Consider the following 19,939-nt stretch of genomic DNA (forward strand, 5'->3'; position numbering starts at 1 on the left):
CCGGCTCGGCCTGGAAACGTGATCGACCATGTCCACAAGCACCCAGCCACCGGGACTGCTCTCCGCCGAACAGCTTGGTGAGCTGCTCGACCTGACCAAGCAGGCCGACAGCGTCGAGCTCAAGATGACCGTGCCGAACGCCGAACGACCTCTGGCGGTGGCGTCCCTGGGGCTGGATCCCCTGGATGCCCAGATCCGGCAGGTGTACTTCTTCGACACCGCGGACCTGGCACTCAACCGACGCGGGGTCGTCGTCCGCGCGCGCCGGATCCAGGGACGGAACGACGACTCCGTCGTGAAGGTGCGGCCCGTCAACCCGACAGAGGTCGCGACGGCGCGCAAGTCCAAGAGCCTGACCGTCGAGGTCGATGCGATGCCAGGGGGCTTCGTCTGCTCGGCCTCGATGAAGGCGACCTTCGGCCGGACCGACGTCAAGGAGGTCGCCGCGGGCACGCGCGCGATCCACAAGGTCTACACGAAGGAGCAGCAGAGCTTCTTCCGGGCCAACGCCCTCTCGGAGCTCGAGCTCGATGATCTGGTGTGCCTCGGCCCGATCACCGTCCTGAAGCAGAAGCTGAGGCCGGAGGAGTACGCCGGCCGGCTGGTCGCCGAGCTGTGGCTCTACCCGGACGGCTCGAGAATCCTCGAGCTCTCCTCCAGGTGCGCGCCCGCGAACGCGTTCCAGGTCGCCGCCGAGCTCAAGGCGTTCCTGGTCAAGCGCGGACTGGAGATCTCGGGCGACCAGCAGACCAAGACCACAACAGCGCTCGCGTACTTCGCAGGCGAGCTGGCCCGGGTAGCCGCCCCGGCGGGTCCGTGATCCTCATCCACCACGGACGACGCCTCGTCGCTGCATCGGCATCAGGCTGGCTTCAGCTGTAGCGGCCAGGCACCGAGCGCGGAAGTCGAGTTGAGACCATGGATCAGAACCCGCGGGAGCCGGTAGCCGCTGCCGCCGATGGCCAGGCCTTCGAGATACGGGTCGCCGGAATGGTCCCGCAGCAGGTCCTGGTGCAGCTCGTCGATGTCGAGACCTCGTCGCGAGAGACGAGAACCGTGTTGATCTGCCGGTGTCGCGACCAAGCCGAGCTCCACGGGCTCCTCGCGAGACTTCGGACCTTCGGTCTCGAGGTCGTAGAGGTCCGCCGGCTCATCGCCGGGACGACGGACGAGGAGCCGGACGGAGACGACGCATGAACGAGGCGCGGCTGCCCGACGCAGAAGTCGTGTTCGAGCTGACCGTCGAAGGCGAGCTGGGTCCGGTGCTCCGTTGTGCGCTGCAACCGGACGCCGTCGAGCGGCAGTCATGCACCACCTTTCGAGCCATTGCCGGCGCGGGTCTGGGCATGGCCGACCTCGTGGGCATGCTGGACGCGGAGGGGCTGAAGGTGGAGAGTATCCGTGTGGCTGGGCTCCGATGAACAGTGAGGATGTCGGTCGCGCGGTCCGCGAGCCGCACCCGAGCGAGGATCAGCGGCTCGGCCGTGGGCCTCGCGCGGTCGCCGGTGCCGTCTACGGTCTCGTCTCGGTGATCGCCATCATCGTCGGAGCCTCGCACTTCGATGACTCTGCCGGCCGGGTCTTCGCCTTCGCCGTGGTCTCCAGCGTGGTGATCTGGACCGTGCACGTGTACGCCTCGATGCTGGCCGAATCGGGTTCGGAGGTCGCGCCGTGGCGCAGTGTCCTCATCGCGGGAGTGCGCCACGAGTTCGGAATCATCGAGGGCGTCTTCGTCCCGCTGCTCATCCTGTTCCTCGGCGCGATCGGGTGGCTCGAGGACGCACGGGCCATCGCCTGGTCCATGTGGTCCGGCGTCGTGCTCCTGGTTCTGGTCCCGCTGTTCTGGCTCCGTCGCACGGGCCGTTCGTGGGCTCGGGCCTTGGTCGCGTCTGGGGCGTGTGGCCTGCTCGGCCTGGGGCTGACCTGGATGAAGGTCCTGCTGCACTGACCCACGCGAGCTGACGCATACGGACTATGTACGGCATCAGGACGTCGTACTAACGTAAAGAGTTCCTCGGGACTGACGTTCCCCCTGTTCAATCCGTTGGGCGCTCTGCGCACTGGTTCGATCTAGGAGGCACGTCGACGCGATGGGTCCTCACCCCGGCGATGGCTGGTTCGGCATCCCGACGATCCCCTCGGCGTACGTCCGGCGACCCCGCCTTCTACAGATCCTCGATCGCAGTGACGCCTGCTCGTTGGTGCTGGTCAGCGCGCCCGCCGGAACCGGGAAGACGGCCTTGGTGGCGGACTGGGTAGCGGCAGCCGGGGAGCAGGATCGCACGGCGTGGATCACCTTCGACGGGGCGGATGCCGCGTTCTGGCCCGGTCTCATCGGGTGCCTCGAAAGCCTGGGCGTAGCGGTCTCGCCCGATACGGTCCGCGGGGAGGAGGGCCCACTCGACCGCCAGGTTCGCCGGGCGGTCGTGGAGGCCGTCTGCGTCCATCCGGCACGGCTGACGGTCGTGGTGGACGGATACGACCTGCTTTCTGCGGACGTCGCGGACGATCTGGACTTCCTGTTGCGACACGCCCGCGATCGTCTCCGGCTGGTGATGGCGACGCGGGCCGATCCGGTCCTTCCGCTGTACCGATACCGGCTCGATGACACCGTCGTCGAGGTACGGATGGCGGACCTCGCCTTCACCGATGAGGAAGCCGGTGAGCTGACCCAGCGGGCGGGACTGACCCTGACGCCGGACTCGGTGCACGCGCTCAACCTCCGGACGAAGGGATGGGCGGCCGGGCTTCGGTTCGGCACACAGCTTCTGCGGATGCGGCCGGATCCGGATCATGCCGTCACGGAGATCGTCGGTGACACCGGGAACATCGCGGAGTACCTCGTGGGCGAAGTGCTGGCCGCCCAGAGCCCCGACGTACGGGCCCTGCTCCTGGCGACAAGTGTTCCCGACACCATCCAGCCGGGACTGGCCGAGGCGCTCGGCGGTCCGGCGGCCGAACGTACGTTGACCTTCCTGACCCGCGACAACGTGTTGATCGAGCCGGTACCCGGCCATGCTGGGTGCTACCGCTACAACCCGCTCTTCCGGGATCTCCTCCGCGCCGTCCTCGCCTTTGAGTCGCCCGACGAGATGAAGCGCCTGCAGCGGACGGCGGCCGAGTGGTACTCCCGCGACGGTCAGGTCACTGCGTCCGTCACTCACTTCGTGGCCATCGAGGCCTGGGAAGAGGCGGCCGCGGAGGTGGTCGACGACCTGGCAGTCGGCCAGCTCCTGCTCGACGACGGCACAGCCGGCTTGACCCGGTCGTTGCGGTTGATGCCGTCCGAGCTGGAAGACCCCGCCGCCACCGTCGTGAGAGCGACCCTTGCGCTGGGAGCCGGTGACGCGACCGGTTTCACCGACGAGCTGGCTCAGGTGAAGTCCGAGTCGGGTGAGCGATCAGGTTCCCATCCCTGGGCCACCGACGTCGCGGTCCGGGTGCTGGAGGCCGTCGGCGCGCAGACGTCGGAGGACCCGAGCCAAGCGATGTCGCTCGCCACCGCGGCCGAAGAGGCATTGGAGGCGCCGGGCCGCGGCCCGAAGATCAACCCACATCCCGAGCTGGACGCTCTCGTCATTCTCAGCAAGGGCATCGCGGCCCTTCGTCAGGGAAGGCTGGCCGCGGCCGACGCGATGTTCAAGTCCGGCGTCGCGGCAGCCGGGGCCGCCGGATCCGAGGCCGTGCAGGTGGAGTGCCTGGGCTACCAGGCGGTCATCGCCTGCTGCCGGGGCAAGCTCTCCAGGGCTGCGAGGCTCGGGGCTCGGGCGATCGGTGTCGCCGAGCGCGGCGGTGTCAACGCAGGAGACCGGTCAGCTGCGGCCCGGGTCGCACTTGGCTGGGTGGAGATGGAGCGGTACGACCTGCGCGCGGCGACGGAGCACGTTCAGTCGGTCGAGCGGATGGACCTGCCGCTGCGAGATCCGGTCCCGCACGCCTTCCTGGCGGTGGTCAGGGCGCGCCTCCAGGTGGCGCATGGTGACCGGCTGGGCGCACTCAGCGGCCTGGAGCAGGCTGCCGCGGGGTTCATGGACGAGCGTGGCTGGCTGGGTGAGCAGCTACGCATCGAGCTCGCCCACGTCCGGGTCGCCGCTGGTGAGCCGACGGCCGCGATTGAGGTCGAGGACCTCGACGACGAGCCGGAGGCGGCCCTCGTGGTCGGGCTCGCGCACCTCCAGCTGGGGGATCCGGACGCCGCCGACGCCGCGATGTCGACGGTCCTGTCCAAGCGGGCTGCCACGCCGATCCAGGTCTCCGGATGGCTGGCGGAGTGTGCGCGCCGGCTCCGCGACGGAGCGTCGGTGCGGGCACGCGCCGCGCTCGACCGGGCGCTCACGCTGGCCGCGCGCGAGCGAGTGCGACGCCCGTTCCATGAGGCGCCCGCTGTGGTGCGACAGCTGCTCCTGCGGGACAAGCAGCTGAGCACCGAGCACGCATGGCTCTTCGAGATCTCGACCGAGCCGGCACGCAGGTTGTCCGTCAAGAAGCCGGCACCGACCTCCGTCTCGTCGCGCCCTTCCGCGCCTGTGGTCGAAGAGCTCACGGAGAAGGAGCAGGAGGTGCTGGGTCACCTGGCGAACCTGCTCACCACCGAGGAGATCGCAGGTGTCATGTACATCTCCGTCAACACGATTCGCACCCACGTGCGGAACATCCTGCGGAAGCTGGGCGTCACCCGCCGCAACGCTGCGGTCAGGCGGGCTCGCGAGCTGCACCTGCTGCCGCAGTGAGCGACCGGTCGCAGCCTGTCCGGGTCATCCGTAGCGGATGAGGTGAGCGGAGCGGACGCCGTCGTTCCGTCGCATCGCTGGAGTCTCCAGCTCGATACCAGGGCGCGTCACGTGGGATCCGGCCGACGACTTCGGGTCAGGCCCGCTTGCGGCTCGCGATCTGGTCAGCGAGTTGCTGCACGTGGGCGGGGTCCGCGTCCCGGGCAAGGGCGACGTAGTGGTCCATGACGGCCGGCCGATAGCGCACGGGCAACGTCTGTCCTGGGGTGAGCCGAGTGAGCTCGGTGATCGTGAAGCTCTCGTCTGCGACACCGCGGAACGAGGTGCCGTCGGCGGTCTCCACGTCGAGCATCAGCACGACGCGTGGGTTGCTGTTGACCTCCCGCCAGTCGACGAGAACGCCGAGCGCGAGCGCCCCTGCACGCAGTTCCGCATTGCGCTTCCGTGCGTCACGGCTCAGGATCGGGTTCGAGGCGACCCCGGGGAAGTCGGGCCCGACGCCGAGCGACTCCCGACTCAGGTCGGGCCTGAGCTGCGCCATCAGATCGTTGTGCTTCTTCTTCCAACCGAACATCCTGACCTCTCCCACACACTGGGGCCGGACTCTCGGCCTGGCGCTTCGCACTGAACCGCGATTGTACGTCGCCGACCAGTCCCTTACGGCCGTTTCGTCGGTTCGGAGGCATCCCCTCGATCAACGACTGTGCGCGCCGCGCCCTACGCCTCGTCGGGCAAGCTTCAGAGTCCGCGCCAGGCCGACCACAGCTGGGCGTAGCGGCCCTCGCCCGCGACGAGCTCGGCGTGGTTGCCGGTCTCGACGATCCTGCCGTGCTCCATGACGACGATCCGGTCGGCGGACTCGGCCTGGGTGAGGCGGTGGGCGATGACCAGCGACGTACGCCCGGAGGTGACCGCCAGGGCGGCCCGCTCGAGGTCGCGCGCGCCGCTCGAGCCGGCCTCGGCGGTCGCCTCGTCGAGGACGACGGCGACCGGATCGGCGAGGAGCACGCGCGCCAGGGCGAGCTTCTGCACGAGCGCGGGGGTCAGCTGGTGGGCGCCGTCGCCGACCAGGGTCTCGAGCCCGTCGGGGAGCGCGGCCACCTCGGCCCAGGCCTCGACCTCACGCAGCGCCTTCTCCAGCACGGCATCGCTCGCGTCCGGTGCGGCCAGGGTGAGGTTGTCCCGGACGCTGCCGGTGAAGGTGTGCACCTCCTGGGTGACCAGGGCGGCCCGGCTCCGGCCGCCGCCGACCGGGAGCCCGCCGACCGTGACGCCTCCCGTGCTCGGGGTGAGCTGGCCGGCGACGGCTGCGCCGAGCGTCGACTTTCCTGCGCCGGAGGCGCCGACCACTGCGACCAGCTCCCCGTCAGCGAGGGTGAGATCGACCCGGTCGAGCGCCGGCCGGCCCGGCACGTACTCGTGATGCAGGCCGGTGACCACGATGTCGGAGCCGTCCGGCTCGTCGGCGGCTGCGGGGGACGGGCGCTCGAGGAGGGCGAGCCCGGCGAGGCGTACGAGGGAGGCGCCGACCGACTGCACGTCGTCGAAGAGAGCGATGACCGCGCCGATCGGGTTGAAGAGCCGGTGGAAGTAGAGGACGGCCGCGGTGACGGCGCCGACGCTGGCGGCATCCGCGCGGACGAGGAAGAAGCCGGTGCCGAGGATGGCGAGCAGGCCCATCAGCTCGGCCCGGTTGTTGCGGCCCAGGAAGCGCATCAGCATGGCGAATACCTCGACCGAGATCGACGCCGAGGTCCACGAGGCGGCGCGGACCTTCTCCTGATGCTGCTCGGCGATGCCGTACGCCCGCAGGGTCCGGTTGCCGTGGACGCCGGTCAGGAACGCCTCGGCGCGCACGCCGTTGGCCTCGCGCTCGCGGCGGTAGTAGGGGCCCGAGCGGGGGAGGTACCAGCGCAGCGCCATCACGTAGAACGGCGCGGCGAACAGGCCGGCGAGCCCGAGGCGCCAGTCGAGCGCCATGAGGCCGGCGGTCGTGAAGACGATCGCGATCACCGAGTTGAGCATGAGCGGAACGACGTCGGCCATGGAGCCGCCGATGAGGCGTACGTCGTCGCCGACTCGGGACACCAGGTCGCCGCTGCCGCTCTCCTCGAGCCGCTGGGTGTCCAGGTGCAGAGCCCGGTCGAGAACCTCCTCGCGGAGCTCCGCCAGCGCCGGCTCGGCCACCCGGGCGAGCAGGTGGATCGAGACCGCCCCGGCCGCTCCGGCGACGAGCGCGGCACCGAGGATCCAGACGCCGGCGGTGACGATGTCGGCTTCCGGTGAGCCGGCACGGACCAGGTCGACCATCCGGCCGAGCATCCAGGGAGCCACCAGGCCGGCCAGGCCCTCGAGGGCGAAGACGGCCAGGCATGCCGCCAGCAGGAGCGGACGGCGGGTGAGCAGGCGCCGCGCGAGGCCGGCCGCCTCCCGCGGTGTGGAGACGGGGAGCCGTGTCAGGGTCGGGGTCCGGGTGGTCATCGCAATACCGCCGCGCAGTAGTCGTTGTGGGTGGCCAGCTCGTCGTGGGTGCCCCGGGCCTCCACCCGCCCGGCTCGGATCCAGACGACCTCGTCCGCGGCAGCCAGGAGCAGCGGGCTGCTCGTGAACAGCAGGGTGGATCGGTCGGAGCCAGGGCCGTGCCGGAGGCGGCGCAGCTCCTCTGCGACGTACTGCTCGGTGACGGCGTCGATCGCCGTCGTGGGGTCGTGCAGGACGAGAACGGGTGCCTCCGCGGCGAGCGCCCGGGCGAGCCCCAGTCGCTGGCGTTGGCCGCCGGAGAGGCTCTGCCCGTCGACCGCCACGTGCGTGGCCAGGCCGTCGGCCGCGACCGCCACCAGCTCGGTGGCCGATGCGGCCGCCAGCACGGCCGTGACCTGGTCGTCGTCGAGGCGGTCGAGCGGGTCGACGTTGCTCCGCAGGGTGCCCTCGAACAGGTCGACGTGGTGGTCGGTGACGAGCAGCCGGTCGCGTACGTCGGAGAGCGCGAGCTCGGTGAGCGGCTCGCCGCCGAGCCGGACGCTCCCGCGCTCGGGCAGCGACTCGCCGTGGAGCAGGGAGAGGAGTGTGGCCGGCACCGCCGGGTCTTCGGCGACCACCGCCACCAGCCGCCCCGGCGGCACCGCGAGCGACAGCTCGGCGACCGGGCCGGCGGCGACATGGTCGAGCTCCAGGTCGTGGCCGTGGGCGCGTCGCTCGCCCTCGATGACCAGCGCAGGAGTCGAGAGGAACCCCACGATCCTTGCCGCCGAGGCGCGGGACTGCGCGACCCGGGCGACCAGGGCGCTGAGCATCCGCATGGGCTCGGCCACGAACTGTGCCAGCCCGACGACGGCCACCAGCTCGCCGATGCTCAGGTCGCCGGAGAGGGTCCGCAGCCCTGCGACGATCGCGATCACCGCCAGGAAGACACCGCTCCCGGCCGAGGTGATGCCGGTCAGAAGGCCGGCCCACCCGGCCGCGGCAACGCTGGTGTGGGCGGCCGTACGACTCTCGCGGCGATAGCGCTCGAGCGCCACCTCCACGCCGCCGATGCCCTTGAGCGGCCGGATCCCGCGGATCAGGTCGCTGGCGATCCCCGTGGTACGTCCCAGCGCCTCCTGCCGTCGCGCACTGCGGTGGGCGAGGCCCGGCGCGACCAGGTGGGTGGCGCCGAGGACGACGGGTACGCCCACCAGGACGATCAGGGCGAGCCACGGGTCGATGACGGCGAGCACCACGCCGCTCACCACCAGCCCGATCGCGCCGGCGGTGGACAGGGCCACCTGGCGGATGACCTCGCCGACCAGGTCCGCGTCGCCCGTGGCCAGCGCCAGCAGGTCCCCGGAGAGCCGGTCGGTCCGCGCACCACGCGGGTCGAGCACGTGCCCCGAGACCTCGGTGCGCAACCGGTGGCTCTCGACGTGGACGGCGCGGTTACCGATCCGCGCGCCGAATCGGTACGACAGGCTCAGCACCAGGAAGTGCAGGCACAGGACCACCGCCCACAGCACCAGCTCACGCAGGTCGCCGGTCGTCACCGCCCGGTCGATCATCACCCCGATCAGCACCGTGACCATCGCCTCGCACACCTGCCACAGCGTGATCAGGGCCGACGAGGCGAGCACGGCGCGCCGCTGACGACGCAGCGACCGCCGCATCAGCGCACCCGGCGTACGGGGAATGGACACCGGGTCCTCCAGAGGTCCGAAGCGGTTGGGTTAGGTCAGCCTAACTTGGACCTGTCTGGGCGGAAACCGCGGCTCAGGGCTCTTGCCGGTCCGCCCGTCGGAACCGCTCCCGGAAGAGCAGCTGTGTGCAGAGCTCGCCACACGGCCCGCCGACACGCTCAACCCTGCTCGGGCCGGGACGGCTTCACACTCCATTCGATTCCGGAGCGTTCGGTTGCTCGTTTCGCCGGTTCGCTCGTGGTGCTCTGCATCCATGCCGAAGACATCGCATCCGGTTAGTACTTGATCTGTGCGAGCTCACGTACTTCATCGGGCGTCACTGCCCCGAGTCCTAGAAACTCGAGGTTGGCCGGCACCTGCTCGAACAGCATGTCCACACCTACCTGAATCTCGCAGCCGCGTTCCCGAGCGGCCCGGAGAAACGGTGTCACCGCCGACTTCATGACGACCTCGCCGACGAAGGTGGTCGAGGAGAGCAGGTTGATGTCGATCGGCAGCGGATCGCCGTCGTTCATGCCGAGCGGTGTGGCATTGACGACGAGGTCGTAGCCGGTCGGATCGGCCGACCCCGTACGCACGGTCAGGTCGGGATAGTGCTTGGACAGTCGACTGCTCAGAGACTCGGCCGCACCATCCGACGTATCGACCAGCCCCATCCGGGTCACGCCCGCAGCTGCCAGGGACGCGGCTATCGCCGACCCGACTCCGCCGGCGCCGATGATCAAGGCACTGGTGCGTGCCAGTTGACGGCCCTTGCGGAGAACACCTCTGACGAAGCCCTCACCATCGAACATGTCCGCGACCAGGCGCCCGTCGTCGCGCTTGCGCAAGACGTTGGCTGCCCCCGCGATTCGAGCCGTCGGGCTCACTTCATCGGCGAGCTCGATCGCCATCATCTTGTGTGGCATCGTGACCAGAGCTCCGCGGATGTTGTCGAGCTTGAACAACTCGGGGAGAAAGGTCTCGAAGTCACCCGCCTGCACGCCCATCGGGACCACGGCAGCGTCGATCCCGGCCTTCTCGAAGAAGGGGTTGTAGATCAGTGGCGACTTGAACGTCTCGGTCGGGAAGCCGAGGTGCGCGATGAGCAACGTCTTACCCGAAATCACGGTTGTCAGCCCCTTTCCGTGCGCTCTGCCAGGGACGATTTGATTGCAGTGTTGGCCACAGCGTTGACCTCAGACCAGTCGGTATCGTTCCAAAATTCCGTCAGTTGCACGTTGGTCCAGGAGCACGGTCGTGCGCCGTGCTCGGACCAGTACTCGTCCCAGTGGGCGAGTTTCCAGCGATCTCGTTCCAGGCCACGCTCGCATAGGCGGTGCTGCAGCGTTGCGGGGGAGACACGGACCCGAACCACTTCGATGTCGATGGGCGGCCAGTCGAATCGGCTCGCGGACGTGCGGATGAAGTAGGGGTCGCTGAGGTAGGGGCTGAACGGCGCGTCGAGGACCACCGATCGACCGATGCGGAGGTTGTCTCCAGCGACATCGAGGAGTGAGTCGTACTCGAGAGGCAGTATGTCTTCGAGGTAGAAGGGATTCGACTCCCGGTCGCCCGGATCATAGCCGGCTGCCACCAACGCGGCCTCGACGAAGCGGGCGCTCATCGCGTCCTTGTCGAGGTACGCGGCGCCATGCGCGACGGCGAGTTGCTGTGCGACCGTCGACTTGCCGGACCCCGCGGTGCCGATGACGATGATCAGCTTCGGTTCGCTCACTGGCGGGCGTCTCCTACGGCGGAGAGGAAGTCGCGGGCAGCCCTCGTGACCCGGCCGTAGTCGTCGTCGGGTTGCCACGCCTTGGTGACTGCGGTGCCGACGCCGACGCAGGCCACGCCCGCTGCGAACCACTCCTTGACGTTCTCCGCTGTCACTCCGCCCGCGGGCATGATCGGCAGGTGCGCGAAAGGTGCGAGCACGGCCTTGGTGTAGGGAATGCCTGCGCCTTCGGTCGGGAACAACTTCAAGATGTCCGCCCCCGCCTCGGCGGATTCCAGGAGCTCCGTCGGGGTGAACGCCCCGCTGACGGTCGGCACTTGGTAGCGGTTCGCGACGCGGATCATCTCGCGGTTGAGCTGGGGACTGACCAGGAACCTCGCCCCGGCCTGGATGCACTCGTAGGCGGCGTGGCCGTCCAGCACGGTTCCCGCGCCTACAGCGATTTTCTCTGAGTCGTACTGCCGTGCCAGCCGGCGGATGAGATCGACCGCTCCAGGGATGGACAGCGTGATCTCCAGAGCGCGAAAGCCGCCTTCGATCGCGGCGTGCGCGACGCGTTCGGCGGTGTCGGCATCGGGTAGCCGGACGATGAGGACTGCGCCCGTTTCATCGATCGTCCGCAGTGTCTGGAGCTTGGCTGGCATGTCATTTCCTTGGCTCGAAGATGTGATTGACAACACTCTCTCACTCCTCGTAAGGTCGATGCAATCGGTTGCAGCAATCGGTTGCAGCAATCGATCTCACTCAAGGAAGGAAGCGACCATGTGCGGCCTCAAAGCGCAGGGGACGGGCGCCGTCCTTCTCCCAGACCTAGGGGTGTCGTCATGACCCGCGCGCGGACCGTCGTCTTCGGGGCCTCGCACTGGCACGTTCCGCTGTGTGCTCCCGCGATCGCCGCGGAGCACAGCGTCGTCGGGGTCTCCGATGACCGCCCCGACCAGGCGCGAGGGGTTGCAGAGCTGTGGGGGTGCCCAGTCGACGCCGACTGGCGGCGGCTGCTCGACATACCGGACATCGAACTCGCTTACGTGTTCAGCCCGCACGATCGCATGGCTGACATCTGCCGAGCGCTGATCGATCGGCGTATCCCAATCGTTGTCGAGAAGCCGATCGGCACCTCACTTGGACAACTGCAGGAGGTGCGCCGCGCCGCCGAGGATGCTGGGGTTCCTGTCACCGTACCGCTGGTGCAGCGCGGAGGCCCCGTGGACAGCTGGCTGGCGAAGGCCGGACGACCGGTATACCAACGACTCTCGTTCATCGCCGGCCCCCCGGGCCGCTATGAACGCAACGGAAGCCCTTGGATGCTCGACAAGGACCGTGCCGGCGGCGGCAGCCTGATCAACCTCGGTCCGCACTTCGTGGATCTCTTCCTTCAGCGCGCCTCTGCGGCGGGCGCAGAGGTCACTGCCAGGCTCTCGCGCGTGCTGCATGGTCGAGCGGTCGATGACCACGCGACCCTCGTCCTCACCGCGCCGGACGGTCGCGAGGCGATCGTCGAGGTCGGGTACGCATTCCCGGACTCAGCACTGAAGCGCTACTGCAGTTACACCTCCGCGGGAGAGGCCGGATTCGCCGCCATCGACTCGGACGGATCGGCCACGTTCACCGCGATCGATGGGCTCACCGAGAAGGCCGCCTTCGACGTCGACAGCGACCCCCTCTACGAAACGTTCGTGCGAGAAGTCGCGCGTACGCTCGGTGCCGGCTTCCGTGGACTGCCGACGCTGGGCGAGGTGGAGGAAGCCATGCAGATCATCTGGCGAGCCAACGAGGCCGCTCCCCAAGGAGGACACCATGGCTGAACCGAGCATCGACGCCGTCGCGAAGGCTGCGGGCGTACACCGCTCCACCGTCTCGCGGGCCTTCACCCGGCCGGAGGCGGTCAAGGCGGAGACACGCGAGCACGTGCTGCGGGTCGCGGAGCAGCTCGGCTACACGATGAGCCCGCTCGCCCAGGCCCTGCGCCGGAAGACGAGCACCTTCGTACCGCTGATCGTCCCCGACATCACCAACCCGTTCTTCGCCGAGCTTGCCAAGACCATGGGCGAGGCAGCGGGGGAGCGGGGCTACCAGCTGATGCTCTGCGTCACCAACGGCGACACCGTCCAGACCGCCGGCTACCTGACCGCGATGCAGTCCCTGTACGCCCCGTTCGGAATCATCGCCCCCTCGACCCGCGTGGATATCGACACCCTCACGCAGTTCGACTTCGGACAGCGTGTGGTCGTCATCGACCGGGTGGAGCAGTCCAGCGTGCCCACCGTGACCGTCGACAGCCGCCGCGGCATCGAGCTCGCCTTCGAGCATCTTCGCTCTCTCGGGCATCAGCGGATCGGCTACGTCTCGGGCATCTCGGGCACCTATACCGCGCAAGACCGGATGGACGCCTACCGTGATCTGGCCCACGGCGACCCCATCATCCTGGACAGCGGTGCTGACACCGAGGCGGGGGAGCGAGCGGCAGCACACTTCGCCGAGACGGCTGACCGACCCACAGCGATCATTGCCGCTAACGACATGGTCGCGTTCGGGGTGATCGCAGCCCTTGCCTCCCGAGGCTTCCGCGTCCCCGAGGACGTCTCGGTCATCGGCTTCGACGGGCTCGCCCTGGGCGCGCGCTTCAATCCCGCCCTGACCACGATCCGCCAGCCGATCGCTGACATGGGCAGCGTCGCGATCGAGCTCGCCGAGAAGAAGGCAGCCGACGGCTCTGTCGGGCACGTGGTCCTGGAACCGGAGCTGCTCGTGCGTTCCTCCACGACAGGACCACGTTCATGAGCACCGATACTGCGGGAGAGCTCCCGCGCGTCCCTGGTCTCCGCTACGCCGACCACGTCGCGTTCACCGTTCCCGACCTCGATGAGGCAGTCCGGTTCTTCGTACAGGCCCTCGGGGCCGAGGAGCTCTACCGCTCCACCAGGGGACCGGACCCGGACTTCATGCCGGAGAACTTTGATGTGCCGCGGGACGCTCGCCTCGAGTTGGCGATGCTCCGTATGCCGCCCAACCTCAACGTGGAGCTGTTCGAGTGGGACACCTCCGACCGGCGCACGGAGCACCCCCGGCACAGCGACTCCGGCGGCCACCACCTGTGCTTCGTCGCAGACGACGTCGACCAGGCCGTCGCGGTGCTCCGGGACATTCCCGGAGTGCGCGTGCTCGGCGACCGCAAGGAGGTGGCCGGAGACAGCCCGCGCGTCGCCGGCAACCGATGGACCTACTTCCTCACGCCATGGGGACTGCTGATGGAGATCGTCGACCGCTCGAGGGTCGTCGACCCGCCGTCCCTGGTCGGCCCTGCCGACTGGCACGCCGCAGCAGAACACGACATCAGAGACGACATCAGGAAGGACCAGTGACCGTGCGCATCGCAGGCCACACTCTCGGGACCCCGGAGCAGACCGTGCCGGAGGCCCTCGCGCTCTTCGCGGCCGCCGGACTCGACGCAGCCGAGGTGATCTACCAGGACGGCTACCGCTCGGGGCTCCCACTGCGCGATCGGCGCTCGGCCGCTGAGGCCCTTCGCGTCTCCGAGGACCTCGGCGTACCCATCGTCGGACTCACGCCATACACCACGAGTATCAACGCCCTCAACGACGGCGAATGGTCGGCGGCCGTCGACGAGATCCGCGGCGCGATCGAGATCGCCCAGCTCGTGGGCGCCGACCGGCTCCGTCTCTACGCCGGCTCCTGGCATCCCGGCGATCAGGGCCACTCGGCCCACTGGGACCGGCTCGTGGCGGCCCTGCGCAAGCTCGCCCCGGAAGCGTCCGACGCAGGGGTGCGCCTCTGCGTCGAGAACCACTTCGGGACGATGACGCAATCGGCTGGCGAGACGGCACGGCTGGTGCGTGAAGTGGACCATGACGCCGTACGGGTCCTCTACGACCAGGCCAACCTGACGTTCACGCACGACGAGACCTACCAGGATGCGCTGCGCATCCAGGGCGACCTGATCGGGCACGTGCACGTCAAAGACCTCGTCTTCACCGACCCGGAGGCGCCGTTCCACGCATCGGAGACCGCCCGCGTCGCGGCCTCCGAGCGTACGGTCCGCTCGCGCACCGTCGGCGACGGGATCCTGCCCTGGGCGGACATCCTCTCGGCCCTTGCTGCCCTCGGCTATGACGACGTCGTCTCCCTCGAGTACGAGTACCGCTGGCACCCCCAGGACCTGCCCGAGCCATCGGTCGGCTTTGCGCGATCTGCGGCGGCGCTGCGTGCCTGCCTCGACGACGCCTCCCTCAAGGAGGGGGCGCGGTGAGCGAGCAGGCGAGGACCCGTGTCGGCGTTGTCGGCGCGGGGAACATCGCCTCCATCGCGCAGCTGCCCACACTGGTCAAGCGGGAGGACGTGGAGCTCGCGGCACTCGTCTCGCGCCGTCCGGACCCAGGACCGCTGATGCGGCGCTGGGGCTTCGGCGCCGCGTACGGCGCGGTCGAGGAGATGCTGGCGGCCGAGGACCTGGACGCTGTCTTCGTCCTGACTCCGCGGTCCGAGCATGCGTACGCGGTCGAGGCCTGCCTGCGGCGCGACGTCGACGTGTTCTGCGAGAAGCCGCTCGCCCCGTCCGTCGAGGAGGCGGAGCGCCTGGTTGATCTCGCCGACCAACGAGGCCGCATCCTGATGGTCGACTTCAACCGTCGCTACGCCCCGGTGTACGTCGCGGGCCGCGACGCCTTCGGTGCGACCGGAGCCACGTTCTGCGTCGCCCAGAAGAACCGGCCCGGGTCGGAGTACCGGGCCACGTTCGAGAACGCCATCCACATGGTCGACCTGCTGCGCTGGTACTGCGGCGGCGAAGCCGTCGACGTGACTGCGCACACCGCTGGCGACGACCCATGGGAAGAAGACGGCACGGCAGCCATGGTCCGGTTCGACTCGGGCGCTACCGGCGTGCTGATGGCAGCGCGCACGGCCGGCGCATGGAGCGAGAAGCTCGACGCCTACGGCTACGGGCGCACGGCCGAGGTGCGAGCGCCGGAGTCGGTCTCGATCACCGTTGACGGCACCACCACCAGCCGCGAGCTCAGCGCAGAGGCGTACGGCTGGGCCACCGCGACCGAGACCCTCGGATTCGCCGAAGCCGTGCACCACTTTCTCGACCGCATCTCGGATCGACAGCCGCCGCTGACCTCCGGGCACGAGGCCGTGGCGACGCAACGACTGCTCGACCAGATCCTCGAAGCCGCGGGACTACCGACTCGGGAGCAAGAAGGCCGCCAATGGGCGAGCCACGCAACGAACACAGTTAAACGATGAGCCCTGATCTCAGCCTCATCCATCAATTATCGAGCCACTAGACCCAAACCCGAAGGAGGTTACGGACACCAGAGCTGACTCTGCACGTCAGGTCTGTCGAAATCCTGAACGAAATCACCTTGGTGCGCCTGCGGCCAGCTACGCACCTTGGGTCCCCCATTGCTCAGAAACCGTTAGTGAGGATAACACAATGGCCAACCCCAAAGATGATGTTGGTATCCCTCCCGGCGTTCCTGGAGAATCTGACCCTCCACGCCGCCGTCTCAACCTGCTTGCCGGCACCGTCGGCCACTTCGTGGAGTGGTACGACTGGTACATCTACGGCCTGCTGGCAGCCGTGTTCTCGTCTCAGATCTTCCCGAGCCACTCGGCCTTCGCCTCCCTGATCGCAGCGCTTCTCACCTACGCGATCGGTTTCGTCGTACGTCCGATGAGCGGAATCATCATCTCCCCGCTCGCCGACCGATTCGGTCGACGGACCGTCCTGACAGTGTGCGTCTCCGGTATGGCGGCCGGCTCCCTGATCATCGCCCTCACGCCGCCCTTCGCCACGATCGGCTACGCCGCACCGCTCCTCTTCGTGGTGGCACGCATCCTCCAGGGAATCTCGGCCGGCAGCGAAGGACAGAGCGCCATCGCGTTCATGGTCGAGCATGCCCCCTCGAACAAGAGGGGCCTCTACGGTTCGTTCACCAACATGGCCAGCGGTCTGGCGACCCTGGCGGCGACCGGGTTCGCCGCGATCGTGACGGCCACCCTGTCGCCGGACAACCTTGCGACGTGGGGTTGGCGCATCCCCTTCCTGGTGGGCGGCATCCTCGGCGTCGTCGGCCTCATTCTCCGGTTCCGCGCAGACGAGACCCCCGAGTTCGAAGCAACCACCGCCGTCGATCAGAAGTCCGCGGCAGCGCGTCTGCGGGAGCTGATCCGTGACCACCCGAAGGCTCTGCTCCAGGCGGCGGCGCTGTCGGCTCCGGCCGTGGCCTACTACACGTGGGCGACCTTCCTCCCCACCTACGCCAACCTCACCACAGGTCGGAACCTGGCATCGACCCTGACCGGGAGCGTCATCGGACTGGCGCTGCTCGTCGTCATCGTACCGACCTGCGGCGCGCTCTCGGATCGACTCGGCCGCCGCAAGATCTTCCCGATCATCGGCGCCACCGGCATGGTCGTGCTCTTCTACCCGCTGCTCATGCTGCTGAACCAGCCGGGATTCGGTGTGTACGTTCTGGTTGCGGCGTCCGGATGGGTCGTTCTGGGCATCTGGCAGGCGGTGTACCCGACCATTCAGGCCGAACTGTTCCCGGCCGCGGTTCGGGTTTCGGGCATCGGCCTCGCACATCAGATCGTGATCGCGGTCTTCGGTGGCACTGCACCGCTGATTGCGGCTGCTTTCGTCGGTTCGGGCCATCCCATGTACGTCGCGATCTACATGACGGTCGTCGTCGCACTCTGTCTCGTCGTCTACACCACGCTCCCGGAGACCGGCGGCCGCGGCGATCGAGTCACCGTGGCGCTTGCCGACCAGGAGGTGCTCGAAGGAGAGCACCTGCTCCTGAGCAGCACGTCCGGCACCGACGATGTGAAGCGTTCCCCGTAGGAGCTATCGCCCCGACAAGCCGTGGCGGTTCAACGCGCCAAGGGCTGTGCAGCCCTCGAGCCGCCCGGCTTGCCCGGGGCCGCGACCCCGTACGCAGGGTCGACTTTCGCAATCGTCGCCAAAATAGTCATCTCTTTGAGGATGGTTCAACCATGATCATCAGCACCTTCTCCTATCTGTGGTCATCCGCAGCAACCGATGCGATCGCGGAACTGGTCGACAACGGGTACAAGACTTTCGAGGTCCCGATCAGCTCGCCACATTGCTGGCCGGCCGAGATGTCCAGCGCGGAGATCTCAGCCATGGGAACGAGACTTGACCAGCGTGGCGCCGAGATCAGGTCGCTCAACGCCGGTGGATACGACATCAACTTGGCGAGTCCGGCCGCCAACATGCGACTCAAGAGCATTGAGCACATCAAGTCGGTGATCGACTTGGCCGCGGCGTGGGGTGCGACCGAGGTCGTGATCTCCCCAGGAACGAGGCGCCCGATGATTTCCCCACCGCTCGACAAGACCTATGAATGGATGTACGAGAGTCTGGACCAGCTGATTCCGTTGGCCAGACAGGCAGGCACGCGACTCCTTCTGGAGAACACTCCCTATTGCTTCACCCCGACCGTCGAAGAACTGGCGGCCGTCGTCAAGAAGGTCGATGACGAGGCACTCAAGATCGTCTACGACATCGCCAATGCGGCTTACATCGGCGAGGACACCGTCGCGGGCCTGCTCTCGCACCATGAATCGATCGCGCTGGTGCATGCTTCTGACACCGGTACGGAGACGTGGGGTCACGATCCGATCGGCACCGGGGTGGTGGATTTCAGCGCGTTGGGTGCTGCCGTCGAAGAAACGTGCGGGGTGGACAACGTCGTTCTCGAGATCATCAGGGAGGAAAACCCCTTGGACGAATTCGAAAAGGCGATGCGTGACCTGACGGACAGGGGCTGGATGCTCGGGAGCTGACCTCACGCTAGGAGTCGTGAGGTCTCGCCAAGAACGCAGGATCCCGGCCCAAGAGAGGCTCGGGGCTACGGCGGTCGATTTCGATCGCTGGTCTAGAACCGAACGAGCAGTAGATACCTACCAGGAGTGTGTGCGATGAAGGCTTTGGTCAGTGGTGGAAGCAGCGGCATCGGAGCCGCTGCATCCCTGAGGCTCGCAGAGGCGTCGCTGGCTCGAGGTGAGCAGCCGATGATCGCGGTGTGCGGGCACACGATCACCCCCGGTCACAAGGAGGTGGTGTCTTCCATTCAGGCGATGGGAGGCACCGCCATCGCCTTGGCCGGTGACCTCGGCGATCCTGCTGTGCCCGGTCAGCTGGTTGGAGAGGCCATCGCCGAGTTCGGCGGCCTGGATGCGCTGGTAGCGAACGCCGGAATCGCCAGCCCTGGTGCCATCTGTGACCTATCGGTCGATGACTGGGACGAGATGTTCTCGGTCAACCTCCGCGGAGCGTGGTTTCTCGCCAAGGCAAGCTACCCGCACCTGAGGGAGAGTCACGGATCTGCGTGTTTCACCTCGTCGATGTCGGGTCAGTTGCCACATGCGGGATCGGGTGCGTACAGCCCTAGCAAGGCTGCCCTGACGATGCTTGCCCAGACGCTCGCCCTGGAGTGGGCACCCGATGGAATCCGTGTGAACGTGGTATCACCGGGAATGACTCGCACTCCGATGACAGAGAAGATGTATATCGACGCCGACACCAAGAGGGCGAGAGAAGCGATCATCCCGCTGTCTCGGATCGGAGACCCCATGGATATCGCGAATGTGATCGAATTTCTCGTGAGCCCGTTGTCGAGCTATGTCACAGGACAGGACATCTGCGTCGACGGCGGATTCTCCAAGTCCATTCTCAGCCACATTCCCGGTCGCCCGAGCTCGAGGGCTTGACGCCTACGCAGGCGACGTACGGTGGCTGCGACCTGCACGGCTTCGGGAAACCGCTCCGCGTAGTCGATCACGTGCACGCATAGGTCTGTTGGGTCCGATCCGCTAGACCTTGACCGCGGATGGGGCGGCTCGGGGCAATGAAGCCCAGCGCCGTTCGGGCGTCGACGGCGTCTCTGAACTCGGCGCAGTCGAGGCTGTGATTCTGGTCTGGCCGACGGCCCGTGTCGGAGCGCTTGTTTCAGTGTGGCGAGCTTCGCCGGGGCGATGTGGCTTCCTCAACTGGCCCTCGTCCGGTGTGCTCTGGCCGCTTGACGTCGAATGGGACCATCAGCTGTCGGGTACCCACGCGGAACGGATCGTGTCCGCCGATGTGCGCAGCGAGTCCGAAATGAACGGTGGCCCCGCCTGAGTTTCCTCAGGTCAGGGCCACCGTTCAATGCGTGCGCGAGGGGGGACTTGAACCCCCACCCACTAATACGTGGACTAGCACCTCAAGCTAGCGCGTCTGCCTATTCCGCCACCCGCGCGCAACAGGAAGAACATTATCAGGAGGGTGCCGGGGT

At 67.8% G+C, this 19,939-nt stretch carries 19 protein-coding genes and 1 tRNA gene; 13 read left to right on the forward strand and 7 right to left on the reverse strand.

All coding sequences use genetic code 11. The annotated features are described in order from the left end of the window. Positions 1 to 28 precede the first annotated feature (28 nt). From ACIO3S_RS09470 to ACIO3S_RS09490, 5 genes are all read left to right on the forward strand, one after another. Positions 29 to 820: a hypothetical protein gene (locus ACIO3S_RS09470; RefSeq protein ID WP_400462203.1), complete on the forward strand. Its 792-nt coding sequence runs from the start codon at positions 29 to 31 to the stop codon at positions 818 to 820. Positions 821 to 918: 98 nt separating this feature from the next. Beyond that, entirely contained in the window at positions 919 to 1,197 is a 279-nt protein-coding gene (locus ACIO3S_RS09475) for a hypothetical protein (RefSeq protein ID WP_160023914.1), read from the forward strand. Continuing rightward, positions 1,194 to 1,421 (forward strand): hypothetical protein, encoded by a 228-nt coding sequence (locus ACIO3S_RS09480; RefSeq protein WP_400462207.1) that lies wholly within the window; start codon positions 1,194 to 1,196, stop codon positions 1,419 to 1,421. The genes ACIO3S_RS09475 and ACIO3S_RS09480 overlap by 4 nt, the downstream gene beginning before the upstream one ends. Then, the gene (locus ACIO3S_RS09485) at positions 1,418 to 1,948 is read left to right on the forward strand and encodes a hypothetical protein (protein ID WP_350837234.1); all 531 of its coding nucleotides are present in this window, start codon (positions 1,418 to 1,420) and stop codon (positions 1,946 to 1,948) included. Before ACIO3S_RS09480 ends, ACIO3S_RS09485 begins: the two co-directional genes overlap by 4 nt. A 142-nt stretch (positions 1,949 to 2,090) precedes the next feature. Continuing rightward, complete coding sequence (locus ACIO3S_RS09490) at positions 2,091 to 4,730, forward strand: LuxR C-terminal-related transcriptional regulator (RefSeq protein WP_400462211.1); 2,640 nt, start codon at positions 2,091 to 2,093, stop codon at positions 4,728 to 4,730. A gap of 136 nt (positions 4,731 to 4,866) precedes the next feature. Here ACIO3S_RS09490 and ACIO3S_RS09495 read toward each other — a convergent pair whose 3' ends face one another. From ACIO3S_RS09495 to ACIO3S_RS09520, 6 genes are all read right to left on the reverse strand, one after another. After that, complete coding sequence (locus tag ACIO3S_RS09495) at positions 4,867 to 5,304, reverse strand: hypothetical protein (RefSeq protein ID WP_400462214.1); 438 nt, start codon at positions 5,302 to 5,304, stop codon at positions 4,867 to 4,869. Positions 5,305 to 5,468: 164 nt separating this feature from the next. Further along, on the reverse strand, positions 5,469 to 7,211 hold the full coding sequence (locus tag ACIO3S_RS09500; RefSeq protein WP_400462217.1) for an ABC transporter ATP-binding protein: 1,743 nt from the start codon (positions 7,209 to 7,211) through the stop codon (positions 5,469 to 5,471). After that, a complete protein-coding gene (locus tag ACIO3S_RS09505; RefSeq protein WP_400462220.1) occupies positions 7,208 to 8,899 on the reverse strand; it encodes an ABC transporter ATP-binding protein in 1,692 nt (563 codons plus the stop codon). The genes ACIO3S_RS09500 and ACIO3S_RS09505 overlap by 4 nt, the downstream gene beginning before the upstream one ends. 275 nt (positions 8,900 to 9,174) lie before the next feature. Next, on the reverse strand, positions 9,175 to 10,008 hold the full coding sequence (locus ACIO3S_RS09510) for a shikimate dehydrogenase family protein (protein WP_400462223.1): 834 nt from the start codon (positions 10,006 to 10,008) through the stop codon (positions 9,175 to 9,177). A gap of 5 nt (positions 10,009 to 10,013) precedes the next feature. Continuing rightward, positions 10,014 to 10,616 (reverse strand): AAA family ATPase, encoded by a 603-nt coding sequence (locus tag ACIO3S_RS09515; RefSeq protein WP_400462226.1) that lies wholly within the window; start codon positions 10,614 to 10,616, stop codon positions 10,014 to 10,016. Then, a complete protein-coding gene (locus ACIO3S_RS09520) occupies positions 10,613 to 11,260 on the reverse strand; it encodes a bifunctional 4-hydroxy-2-oxoglutarate aldolase/2-dehydro-3-deoxy-phosphogluconate aldolase (RefSeq protein WP_400462228.1) in 648 nt (215 codons plus the stop codon). The genes ACIO3S_RS09515 and ACIO3S_RS09520 overlap by 4 nt, the downstream gene beginning before the upstream one ends. A gap of 81 nt (positions 11,261 to 11,341) precedes the next feature. Here ACIO3S_RS09520 and ACIO3S_RS09525 point away from each other — a divergent pair, with 81 nt between their 5' ends. The 8 genes from ACIO3S_RS09525 to ACIO3S_RS09560 all read left to right on the forward strand — a co-directional run bounded on the left by ACIO3S_RS09525 (position 11,342) and on the right by ACIO3S_RS09560 (position 19,376). Beyond that, a complete protein-coding gene (locus ACIO3S_RS09525; protein WP_400462230.1) occupies positions 11,342 to 12,421 on the forward strand; it encodes a Gfo/Idh/MocA family protein in 1,080 nt (359 codons plus the stop codon). Then, the gene (locus tag ACIO3S_RS09530) at positions 12,414 to 13,397 is read left to right on the forward strand and encodes a LacI family DNA-binding transcriptional regulator (protein WP_400462232.1); all 984 of its coding nucleotides are present in this window, start codon (positions 12,414 to 12,416) and stop codon (positions 13,395 to 13,397) included. The genes ACIO3S_RS09525 and ACIO3S_RS09530 overlap by 8 nt, the downstream gene beginning before the upstream one ends. Further along, a complete protein-coding gene (locus ACIO3S_RS09535; protein WP_400462234.1) occupies positions 13,394 to 13,978 on the forward strand; it encodes a VOC family protein in 585 nt (194 codons plus the stop codon). Before ACIO3S_RS09530 ends, ACIO3S_RS09535 begins: the two co-directional genes overlap by 4 nt. A 2-nt stretch (positions 13,979 to 13,980) precedes the next feature. Beyond that, the gene (locus tag ACIO3S_RS09540; protein WP_400462236.1) at positions 13,981 to 14,883 is read left to right on the forward strand and encodes a sugar phosphate isomerase/epimerase family protein; all 903 of its coding nucleotides are present in this window, start codon (positions 13,981 to 13,983) and stop codon (positions 14,881 to 14,883) included. After that, positions 14,880 to 15,881, forward strand: a complete 1,002-nt coding sequence (locus tag ACIO3S_RS09545; protein ID WP_400462239.1) for a Gfo/Idh/MocA family protein — start codon at positions 14,880 to 14,882, stop codon at positions 15,879 to 15,881. The genes ACIO3S_RS09540 and ACIO3S_RS09545 overlap by 4 nt, the downstream gene beginning before the upstream one ends. A 190-nt stretch (positions 15,882 to 16,071) precedes the next feature. After that, a complete protein-coding gene (locus tag ACIO3S_RS09550) occupies positions 16,072 to 17,484 on the forward strand; it encodes an MFS transporter (protein WP_400462242.1) in 1,413 nt (470 codons plus the stop codon). Between the two features lie 152 nt (positions 17,485 to 17,636). Further along, on the forward strand, positions 17,637 to 18,449 hold the full coding sequence (locus ACIO3S_RS09555; RefSeq protein ID WP_400462245.1) for a sugar phosphate isomerase/epimerase family protein: 813 nt from the start codon (positions 17,637 to 17,639) through the stop codon (positions 18,447 to 18,449). Positions 18,450 to 18,584: 135 nt separating this feature from the next. Continuing rightward, positions 18,585 to 19,376, forward strand: a complete 792-nt coding sequence (locus ACIO3S_RS09560) for an SDR family NAD(P)-dependent oxidoreductase (RefSeq protein ID WP_400462248.1) — start codon at positions 18,585 to 18,587, stop codon at positions 19,374 to 19,376. Positions 19,377 to 19,817: 441 nt separating this feature from the next. Here ACIO3S_RS09560 and ACIO3S_RS09565 read toward each other — a convergent pair. Next, positions 19,818 to 19,903: transfer RNA gene (locus ACIO3S_RS09565), tRNA-Leu, on the reverse strand. Between the last annotated feature and the right edge of the window lie 36 nt (positions 19,904 to 19,939).

This window comes from Nocardioides sp. NPDC087217 (genome assembly GCF_044744805.1).
Classification (GTDB): domain Bacteria; phylum Actinomycetota; class Actinomycetes; order Propionibacteriales; family Nocardioidaceae; genus Nocardioides.

Coding starts and splice junctions, on each gene's coding strand:
- ACIO3S_RS09480 (WP_400462207.1), top strand. CDS start 1,194: ATGAACGAGGCGCGGCTGCCCGACGCAGAAGTCGTGTTCGAGCTGACC.
- ACIO3S_RS09475 (WP_160023914.1), top strand. CDS start 919: ATGGATCAGAACCCGCGGGAGCCGGTAGCCGCTGCCGCCGATGGCCAG.
- ACIO3S_RS09485 (WP_350837234.1), top strand. CDS start 1,418: ATGAACAGTGAGGATGTCGGTCGCGCGGTCCGCGAGCCGCACCCGAGC.
- ACIO3S_RS09530 (WP_400462232.1), top strand. CDS start 12,414: ATGGCTGAACCGAGCATCGACGCCGTCGCGAAGGCTGCGGGCGTACAC.
- ACIO3S_RS09490 (WP_400462211.1), top strand. CDS start 2,091: ATGGGTCCTCACCCCGGCGATGGCTGGTTCGGCATCCCGACGATCCCC.
- ACIO3S_RS09495 (WP_400462214.1), bottom strand. CDS start 5,304: ATGTTCGGTTGGAAGAAGAAGCACAACGATCTGATGGCGCAGCTCAGG.
- ACIO3S_RS09470 (WP_400462203.1), top strand. CDS start 29: ATGTCCACAAGCACCCAGCCACCGGGACTGCTCTCCGCCGAACAGCTT.
- ACIO3S_RS09500 (WP_400462217.1), bottom strand. CDS start 7,211: ATGACCACCCGGACCCCGACCCTGACACGGCTCCCCGTCTCCACACCG.
- ACIO3S_RS09550 (WP_400462242.1), top strand. CDS start 16,072: ATGGCCAACCCCAAAGATGATGTTGGTATCCCTCCCGGCGTTCCTGGA.
- ACIO3S_RS09560 (WP_400462248.1), top strand. CDS start 18,585: ATGAAGGCTTTGGTCAGTGGTGGAAGCAGCGGCATCGGAGCCGCTGCA.
- ACIO3S_RS09535 (WP_400462234.1), top strand. CDS start 13,394: ATGAGCACCGATACTGCGGGAGAGCTCCCGCGCGTCCCTGGTCTCCGC.
- ACIO3S_RS09555 (WP_400462245.1), top strand. CDS start 17,637: ATGATCATCAGCACCTTCTCCTATCTGTGGTCATCCGCAGCAACCGAT.
- ACIO3S_RS09520 (WP_400462228.1), bottom strand. CDS start 11,260: ATGCCAGCCAAGCTCCAGACACTGCGGACGATCGATGAAACGGGCGCA.